Genomic DNA, 6,911 nt, shown 5'->3' with positions numbered 1-6,911 from the left:
TGTTCTATCTTTAATTTAGGTAAACTTAATAAAATACCGTTATAGTTATCTTCTTGTAATCCTTGAATTCGCGCATGATGTGCAGACACAACTTTGCTATTATTTAAGAAGATTACAGGCGGGTCTTCACTTAACTCTTGATATAACTTTTTATAAATTTCTTTTCTCTTTTCAATATCCAACGTTTCTAATGCTTGCTTAGCTAATTCATCTACTTTCGGATTATAATATCCATCATAATTTCGTTTACTTGTTGAAACAAACTCCTCAATCGTTCCACTCGGATCATCAATCATTGGCGTAGATACCATCGCCAAATCATAATCACCTTTTATCACTTTTGAAATCATCGTATTAAAGTCCATATATTCTGGGTTAAACTCTACACCGAGCTTTTTATAATCTTCCTTCATCACAGGAATCATTACATCATTTATTTTACTTGCTGATGAGGCAAAATAACTTACTTTCAGTTTTTGTCCGTCCTTTTCACGAATTCCATCCGAACCAGCTTTCCACCCAGCCTCATTCAGTAGTTTCTTCGCTTTCTCTAAATTATACTCATATTTATTAATACCCTCTTCTGTATACGCCCAAGAAACTGGCGTAATCGGTACATTAACGAGTGACGCATATCCTTGGAAATACGTATCAATAACCTTTTGACGCTCTAATCCATAAATAAATGCTTGGCGGACACGTTTATCTTTAAAGTGTGGCTTTTTATAATTCATTTTAATGTAGCCGTAAGAGCTTCCTGTATATACATTAATATTAGCAAAACCTAAATCCTTTAACTGTTCAATCGTCTCCGCGTTTGTCGTAAAACCATCATAATCTACTTCCCCGGCTTGAAATTGTTGTAGCTTCGTATCACCTTTTGTAATTTTATAAATAAAATGCTCAATCTTCGGCTTTCCTTCAAAATAACTTTCATTTGCTACAAATCGAACTTCTTGACCAGGAATATATTTATCCAATTTATAAGCTCCTGCTCCCAGCGGCTTCCCATACAATTCTTTTAAATACTCCAAGTGTCCTTGCTTATACTCTTTCCCGTAATAAGCTTTTGAAATTACTTCTCCGCCAATTAACGATAATGTTTGGGCATTTACCTTTTCAGTTGTAATTTTAATTGTTTTCGAATCTACAACCTGAATTCCCTCAATAGAATTCGCTTTTCCTTCTTTATATGCTTGCCCACCTTTTATTGCTGTTTGACTTATATCAGTCGCACCACTATAAGTTGGATCATGTAATAACGTTAATGTAAATGCTACATCATCTGCAGTTAACGGTGTACCATCACTAAACTTTAAATCATCTTTCAAATGGAATGTATATGTAAGCTGATCCTCCGAAACATCCCACTTCTTCGCTAAAATTGGAATTGGTTTTCCTTCCTTATCAAGTCCAATAAGAGGGGCAAAGATAGCTTGTGTTATGTTACCATCCCATCCATTCTCCATAAAGTGCGGAAGGAATATCCCTCCAGGACTTGGCATTCCAACTACAAAAGTATCTTTTCTTTCTTTTATTTTTGTAGGACTTTTTGCTTTGTCGCTTGCTTTAATAAACTCATCTTTTACTTTTGGTACGCTCCCGGCTTCATTTGTACTTGCTTCCTCTTGACCACATCCGGCTAGTAATACTGATACACTAAGAAATGTAGCAAGTGCTCCTTTAAAAGCATTTTTCATTAGATGCTCACCTTTACCTTCCTAATTTTTAACGATGTAGGAACATAGCCCCCTTCCTGTAACTATCTTTATTTTTCCTATAAAAATAGTATGAATTAATTTCAAGATTATTCCTTTCCTTTCACCATGTCAATTGTTCTCTTTTATTTCGTATTAAAAAATTAAAAATCCACTTCTATTCGTTCAGTATGGGACATAGAATACTAATAACCAATTACCAAAAAGGGGGCGAAAATATGGACAACCTATTCCAATACGTCCTGCACTACGTATTATTAACAATTATGATAGTCGGGGCGCTATTACTATTCCCATTCTTCCCAAAGTTCGTCCTCTTTTTAGCTTTTTTTATTATGCTCGGGATCGCCATTATCATTTCAACAAGAGAAGATACGACACAAAAAGAAAACAGAGTTCAGCGCGTAAAGCTGTAACTCTGTTTTTTTGTTTTCAATCACGAATCGCCGTTCACATGCTTATGTCTCGGGAAATAATTTATCAATCCAAAAAGCTCCCAATACCTTTTATGTTTCACACCCTATGCAAATTATGGATCAAAGATGTATCAACATTACTGTTTCACGTGAAACACAACTTTTATTTATCTCTTAAAGTATCCATATAAAAAGCGAATTCCTTCAGTAAAACTGAAAGGAATTCGCTTCCCACTTTTTACTCCACAATATTCCCTAACTCATTATATAACTCCGCTCGTAACAACTCTTGCTTCGCTTTTTCCACATACAATTGTTCAAGCATTTCAATATCAACTACATGTTCCATCTTACACTCAAGCGTATATATATCTTCTTCTACACGCATTAACTCGGTTTCAATCTCCTCAACATTCCTAACTTCTTTCTTTTTTATAGGAGCTATTTCAATCCTTTTTCTTCCTTGGCGTTGCTGCTTTATTACTTGCGTCTCAAGTTTTTCTTCCCACTTTTGACGCGCCCATGCATAGTTCCCTGCAAACTCAAATAATTTACGCTCATCAATCCAATACGTCTTTTCAAATAACTTATTTAAAAAATAACGATCATGTGAAACAGCTAGAATCGTCCCATTATATTGCTCAAGAGCTTCCTCTAAAACTTCCCTTGATTCAATGTCGAGATGGTTTGTCGGCTCATCTAAAATTAAAAAATTGATATCTTGATACATAAGTTGCGCAAGCCTTAATCTCATTTTTTCTCCACCGCTCAGTTGCGTTACTTTCTTAAACACCGCTGGACCATAAAATAAAAACTTAGCTAATATATGTCTCGCTTCTCCCTCTGTTACAGCTACATATTCCCTGAAAGCTTCTAATACATTACTCTTCACATTTCCGTACGCATGCTGTGATAAATAACCGATTTTCACACTACTACCAATTCGAATTTCACCAGCGTCTGGTTCTATTTCTTCTAATAGTAATTTTAGTAGCGTTGTCTTTCCTGTACCATTACGACCGACGATCGCCGCACGCTCTTGAAAACGAACATGTAAATTCGCTTCATTAAATAAAGGATGGCCAGCAAACCCTTTACTCACTTCTTTCATTACAACAACATCTTTCCCACTTCTCTCTTGCCCTTCAAACTGAAGCCCCATTTGTTTTCGTTCTAAAATAGGTTTCTTTAGTTTCTCTATACGTTCCAGTGCGCGTTCCATACTTCTCGCTCTCTTATGCAATCCTTCATTCGGAGGATTCGCCTGATTTGCCCATTCACGTAGTCGCTTAATTGCTTCTTTCATTTTCTTTATTTTCTTTTGCTGTTCTTGATAAGCCTGGAACTCCTGCAGCAACCGTTCTTCCTTTTCCTCAACAAACTGAGAATAGTTTGTATGATACACGTGAATCTCTCCATCTTCTAAATCAAAAATCTTCGTTACAACTTCATCAAGGAAATAGCGATCATGTGAAATAACCATAACCGTTCCATTGTATTCTTTTAAAAATTGTTCTAGCCATTCTACGGCGAATAAATCTAAATGATTGGTTGGTTCATCTAATAGAAGTAGATCTGGTTTCTGCAATAGCATATATGCAAGACTTATCTTTGTTTGTTCCCCACCACTTAACTCCAGAAATGATCGAGGAAATAGTTCTGTCACCTGTAGACCATTTGCTACCTTCATCAAATTCGCTTCTATTTCATAGCCACCAAGGAACGCAAACTTTTCTTGAGTTACTCCGTATCTCTCCATTAATTTTTGTAAAGCAGACGGTTCTCGTTCTTCCGCCATATCTTTTTCTAAAGTACGCATCTCTCTTTCTAATTCCTTTTCTGCTTTAAAAGCCGAACTCAGTACATCATATACAGTCATATCCTCATCAAATTTCGGAATTTGTGCCACATGACCAATACATGTACCTTTCTTCATATGAATGGCTCCTGCATCTAAACTTTCCATTCCAGTTAGAAGCTGAAAGATTGTTGTCTTCCCACTACCGTTACGACCAACTAATCCAACACGTTCACCATTCTTTATTTCAAGCGATATATTTTCAAATATGATGTTTCCACCAAAAGATTTCGTTACATTATTTACACTACAAATTGTCATTTTCCGTACTCCTTTCAATATAAAAAACCATGGGAAAGAAACATTCCCCATGGTTTTCGACATAGAAAAAGGAAGCAAAATAGCTCCCTTTTCACACGTTTATTAAAAATGGGTGAAGAGATTTCTATCGTTCAATAGCTACTATGCAATTGTTAAAAAAGGACAGACGTATCCCGTTAACAACTACATCATGAAAAATCGCACGACAAAAATAGATATAATCTAAAAATTTGGCACGTGCAGCTAAAGAACGTTTCATCTCATTCACCCCTTTCGTACGGAATTTAATACTTACTTCTTTATTATACTTTCCCATTTCATGTTTGAATAGTCATTTTTCTGAAAATAATGAAGATAGACTAAACATTTCAATAAGTGACATCAAATCTTACAAAACTGTTATGTTCACGTAATGGAAAGCGATAGTACGAAAAGATGCCTCCCTATACAATAAAGATGCAAACAAGAGAGACAACAAAAGGAGGAAACAATCATGATGAAAGAAATCGTAAAAGCAATCTTTGAGGTATTAGTGAACGGACAAGCAGTTGTAAAAGAACTAAACGAACTATAAAAAGGAGTGAGAGAATATGATGAACATGGTAAAAATGATTTTACACGCTCTAGTTGATGCAAAAGCAGTTAGCCAAGAATTAAACCAACAATAAAAAAGGGGTAAACGAATATGAAGAAAGCCATTATTGTAATAGCGAGTACAGCAATTGCCTTATACACAATAAAAAATAGAAAAAAGAAACATAATAAAAACGATCTATATTATCCATACACATTATTAAAGAAAAAATAAAAGACAAGGTACCCTGTTGTAATGAGGATATCTTGTCTTTTATTTTTCCTATTCCCTTTAAAGGATTTCCTTCTTCTTTTCACGAATGTATTAAGCGGGATTTTTACACACATTTTAAAGGGGCATATATACAAATGGATACACAACAACTATACTTTTTAAACGATATCGGCAAACAAAAACCAGAAAGCATCCGGAATAGAAGCGCTGCATGTCCTTTTTGTGACAGAGAAAATTTAACAGATATTTTAGCAACTGAGGGCTCGATTATTTGGCTGGAAAACAAATTTCCTACATTAAAAGATACATTTCAAACGGTGCTAATCGAAACCGATAATTGTGAAGATCATATTGCGACATATACAGAAGAACATATGAGATCACTAATTCGTTTCTCGATTAAACATTGGTTAGGCTTACAGAAGAATGAAGAATTCACATCTGTGATTTTATACAAAAATCACGGGCCATTCTCAGGCGGAAGTTTGCATCATGCACACATGCAGATTATCGGAATGAAATATGTAGACTATCTCGGTAACGTAGAACAGGACAACTTCCGAGGAGTAATTGTACAAAAAAACGAACGCATTGAACTCAATATTTCAGATCGTCCTATTATCGGTTTTACAGAATTTAATATCATCATTGAAGATATTGGATGCATAGATGAACTAGCAAATTATATTCAGCAAACTGTACGGTACATACTGACAGATTTCCATAAAGGATGTAGTAGTTATAACTTATTCTTCTATTACTTAAATGGAAAAATCATTTGTAAAGTTGTTCCTAGGTTTGTCGTTTCACCATTGTATGTAGGATATAAAATACCGCAAGTTTCTACAAAACTAGAAGACGTGAAAATACAACTAGCGGCGTATTTCACAAAACAAGACGACGCAATTATTCACAAAAAATAGAGTAGGTATAGAAAACCTACTCTTTTATTACACCTTTATTTCGATAGTACACATCTTCTAATCCGATGTTATACTTCATGTTATTATCCGTCCACTCTGGACCCAGATTACCTGGCCATCCAGATGTATTTGCTACATATTTTAGTAATGCAAAATCCGTCAAACCTTTCTGCACCCCGCGCTTATACCCTTTCATTAAATGCGGCATTGCAATTTGCGCATTTTTGTGCGGATCTTTCAACTCTTCATCAGTTAAATGATCTGGTGCAAGTCCACCACCACGGTGCAATTGAAACAATCCGAATGAAGTTCCGTTATCTCCAACACTTCTTGGATTTAACCGGCTTTCATGTTCGGCAATTGTAAGAGGTATCCATTCCGGAAGATTGACTTTCTTTGCTTCCTCTATAATAATTTGTTTCATCTGTTTTGCTTCTTCTGAGTCAACATAGCTTGTCTCATTCACTAACTTGCCCATTCCTTCAGACTTTCCTTGGAAATATAAGTACACCCCAAGAACAACTAAAAATCCTACAAAGAATTTCTTCACTACCTCTACCTCTTTCTCCGCTGAAATTTGTCCCCTTTCAGCCTTCTTCCCTTTACAATTACCCACACTCTATCATTCTCTTACCCTTTTATCATAGCAAATAATTACACATATTATCATCATGCTTTAGACCGATTTTGTGAAAAAACAGCTGGTAAATACGTACAAAAATGTAACTTTCATAGACTACAACGTATTTCTTGTATATAATTGTAAATTGAACTCTACATATAGAATAGGAGCAGACCAAATGAAAAAGTGCATAATACTCTTGTTCAGTATTTTACTTCTTGTCCCTATCCACACCTCTGCACAAACATCATCAAAACCAAAAGTACTTGTTTTATACAGTACAAAAGACGATAAAATTACAAATA

7 protein-coding genes and 1 pseudogene are annotated in these 6,911 nt (G+C 35.2%); 4 read left to right on the top strand and 4 right to left on the bottom strand.

The window, feature by feature from the left end:
* The coding region (locus MR113_RS26425) for an ABC transporter substrate-binding protein (protein ID WP_242257396.1) at window positions 1-1,700 on the bottom strand (1,700 nt) is incomplete at its 3' end.
* Between the two features lie 236 nt (window positions 1,701-1,936).
* On the opposite strand from MR113_RS26425, the gene MR113_RS26420 reads away from it, so the two are divergent.
* Window positions 1,937-2,134, top strand: coding sequence for a hypothetical protein (locus MR113_RS26420; RefSeq protein ID WP_000369258.1), 198 nt, complete (start codon window positions 1,937-1,939; stop codon window positions 2,132-2,134).
* A gap of 238 nt (window positions 2,135-2,372) precedes the next feature.
* Here the strand turns inward: MR113_RS26420 and abc-f are convergent, their stop codons facing one another.
* Both abc-f and MR113_RS26410 read right to left on the bottom strand, forming a co-directional pair.
* A complete protein-coding gene (gene abc-f / locus MR113_RS26415) occupies window positions 2,373-4,253 on the bottom strand; it encodes a ribosomal protection-like ABC-F family protein (RefSeq protein WP_242257395.1) in 1,881 nt (626 codons plus the stop codon).
* 124 nt (window positions 4,254-4,377) lie between these two features.
* A complete protein-coding gene (locus tag MR113_RS26410) occupies window positions 4,378-4,512 on the bottom strand; it encodes an RAxF-45 family protein (protein ID WP_046956655.1) in 135 nt (44 codons plus the stop codon).
* A 426-nt stretch (window positions 4,513-4,938) separates the two neighbouring features.
* Between MR113_RS26410 and MR113_RS26405 the strand changes: the two genes are divergently transcribed.
* Window positions 4,939-5,061: a hypothetical protein gene (locus MR113_RS26405; RefSeq protein ID WP_000709145.1), complete on the top strand. Its 123-nt coding sequence runs from the start codon at window positions 4,939-4,941 to the stop codon at window positions 5,059-5,061.
* Window positions 5,062-5,195: 134 nt separating this feature from the next.
* A complete protein-coding gene (locus MR113_RS26400; RefSeq protein ID WP_242257394.1) occupies window positions 5,196-5,984 on the top strand; it encodes a DUF4931 domain-containing protein in 789 nt (262 codons plus the stop codon).
* A 16-nt stretch (window positions 5,985-6,000) separates the two neighbouring features.
* On the opposite strand, the gene MR113_RS26395 is transcribed toward MR113_RS26400, so the two are convergent.
* Window positions 6,001-6,534 carry a transglycosylase SLT domain-containing protein gene (locus tag MR113_RS26395; RefSeq protein ID WP_242257397.1) on the bottom strand — a complete coding sequence of 178 codons (534 nt, stop codon included), beginning with the start codon at window positions 6,532-6,534 and terminating at the stop codon, window positions 6,001-6,003.
* Window positions 6,535-6,784: 250 nt separating this feature from the next.
* Between MR113_RS26395 and MR113_RS28740 the strand changes: the two are divergent.
* Window positions 6,785-6,911 (top strand): annotated as a pseudogene (locus MR113_RS28740) (DUF2334 domain-containing protein); the annotation flags it as partial.

The organism is Bacillus cereus group sp. BfR-BA-01379 (assembly GCF_022663605.1).
GTDB classification, from domain to species: domain Bacteria; phylum Bacillota; class Bacilli; order Bacillales; family Bacillaceae_G; genus Bacillus_A; species Bacillus_A mobilis.
This window is presented reverse-complemented; position numbering and strand designations above follow the sequence as displayed.

Bases quoted from the DNA above. Each gene is read 5' to 3' on its own strand.
- MR113_RS26410 (WP_046956655.1), bottom strand. From the start codon at position 4,512: ATGAAACGTTCTTTAGCTGCACGTGCCAAATTTTTAGATTATATCTAT.
- MR113_RS26405 (WP_000709145.1), top strand. From the start codon at position 4,939: ATGAAGAAAGCCATTATTGTAATAGCGAGTACAGCAATTGCCTTATAC.
- MR113_RS26420 (WP_000369258.1), top strand. From the start codon at position 1,937: ATGGACAACCTATTCCAATACGTCCTGCACTACGTATTATTAACAATT.
- abc-f (WP_242257395.1), bottom strand. From the start codon at position 4,253: ATGACAATTTGTAGTGTAAATAATGTAACGAAATCTTTTGGTGGAAAC.
- MR113_RS26400 (WP_242257394.1), top strand. From the start codon at position 5,196: ATGGATACACAACAACTATACTTTTTAAACGATATCGGCAAACAAAAA.